The sequence below is a fragment of the Streptococcus sp. SM3 genome, from assembly GCF_027497875.1.
In genome coordinates this window covers 1-1,859 of record NZ_JAJNSA010000196.1, presented here as the reverse complement: position 1 = coordinate 1,859, position 1,859 = coordinate 1, and the positions used below count along the sequence as shown (strand labels likewise).

The 1,859-nt window shown below is 45.8% G+C and carries 2 protein-coding genes; both read right to left on the bottom strand.

Features of this window, described 5'->3' with window-relative positions:
- Positions 1-672, bottom strand: a 672-nt coding sequence (locus PAN06_RS14065; RefSeq protein WP_269796639.1) for a 3-deoxy-7-phosphoheptulonate synthase, incomplete at its 3' end; no start/stop codon positions are given.
- Positions 673-724: 52 nt separating this feature from the next.
- Positions 725-1,859: SEC-C metal-binding domain-containing protein (locus PAN06_RS14060; RefSeq protein ID WP_269796638.1), on the bottom strand; the 1,135-nt coding region annotated here is incomplete at its 5' end.

Sequence of the window (1,859 nt, the reverse complement as noted above, 5' to 3'; positions counted from 1 at the left end):
GCGAAGGATTGCATGGGCCAAAGGATTTCCTGATGTTTCCACTGCTTGGGCATTGAACAAGAAATTTTGTGGATGTTGGGCCGCATAAATCGCATTAAACATGACGGAAAGATTTCCTGATGTTGGATTCTTCATGCCTGTTGGAGCAGAGATCCCACTAGATACAAAGCGGTGCTCCTGGTCTTCGACTGAGCGCGCTCCAATGGCATGATAAGAAATCAAATCTTCAACATAAGGAAGACTGCCTGGGTAAAGCAATTCATCTGCAGTCGTCAACCCAGTTTCTGTAATCACACGGTAGTGAAGATGCCGAACAGCTTTTAAACCATCCACAAAGCTTGGTGCCGCATGTGTATCTGGTTGGTGCATCAAGCCTTTGTAACCATCCCCATTGGTCCGAGGCTTAGCCGTATAGACCCGCATCACAATAAAAATCTGATCTTCCACTTGCTCTTGCAAGTCGGCCAAGCGACGGGCATACTCCATCACCGCTTCTTCATTATCAGAAGAACAAGGCCCGATCACAAGAAGGATCCGTTGGTCTTCTCCTTTGATAATCGACTCCAACTCTCGATCACGCGCTTCTTTACGCTCCAAGGCTGAACCTTCCAAACGGTACAGCGAAGTGATCTCTTGCTCATCAATCTTATTGCTCTTCCTAACGAATACCATACGGCCTCCTTCTGCTACCTAGACCCTTCCTCACTACGTTTAAGAGGAGATCTTAACCTTTACGTCCGTGACAGTTTTTAAATTTCTTACCTGAACCACAAGGGCACAAATCATTGCGTTTCACTTGTGATAAATCAATTTCTGCTGGAATATCTTGTTGTTGCGCTGCAATATTGCGAGTAGCAGTTGTTGAAATGCTGTGTTCTGTACGTGGACGTTCTTGTTCGTGAATTTGGGCTTTCATCATGAGACGAGTGACATCAAATTCAATTGATCCAATCATATCGTTAAACATACGGAAACTTTCTGATTGGTATTCCACTACTGGGTTATTTTGCGCATACCCTCGGAGTCCAACTGCATTTCGCAATTGATCCAAAGCATCGATGTGGTCTGTCCACTTGCTGTCAACCACGCGAAGGATCAATACTTTTTGGAACTCTTGCACAGACTCTTCATCACGCAATTTTGCTACTTGACTAGCATAGATTTCTTCTGCCCGTCCATACAAGTAGTCGATGACTTCCTTGTCAGATTTTCCTTCAATATCACTTTCAGAAATCGTATCTTCCGGAACCAAATTGTATTTGGCAAAGTTTAGAATCGCTTCGATGCGTTCTTCCTTGCTTGAGTGGCTAGCACCTTCGACAATCCGTTTGATCGTCCGTTTAATCATAGCCATGATTTCAGGAGCCAAGTCGCGGTTAGCTGTGATCACGTCATAGCGTTCTGCATAGATGATCTCCCGTTGTTCCCGCATCACGTCATCGTATTGAAGGACTTGCTTACGAGTATCGTAGTTATTTCCTTCAACCCGTTTTTGTGCTCCCTCTACTTGGCGGGTAAACATGTTTGAACGAATAACCGATTCTTCTTCACTCAACTTGAAGCGGTCGAGCACTGCTTTGATCCGTTCTGAACCAAAACGACGCATCAACTCATCTTCAAGAGACAAGTAGAATTGAGATTCACCTGGATCCCCTTGACGCCCGGAACGTCCACGAAGCTGGTTATCGATCCGACGACTTTCGTGACGCTCTGTCCCGATGACACACAGTCCACCGAGTTCGCGAACCCCTTCACCGAGCTTGATATCGGTACCACGTCCGGCCATGTTGGTCGCAATGGTAACGGCACCACGTTGACCAGCATTCATAATGATTTGCGCTTCTTTGTAGTGGTTTTTC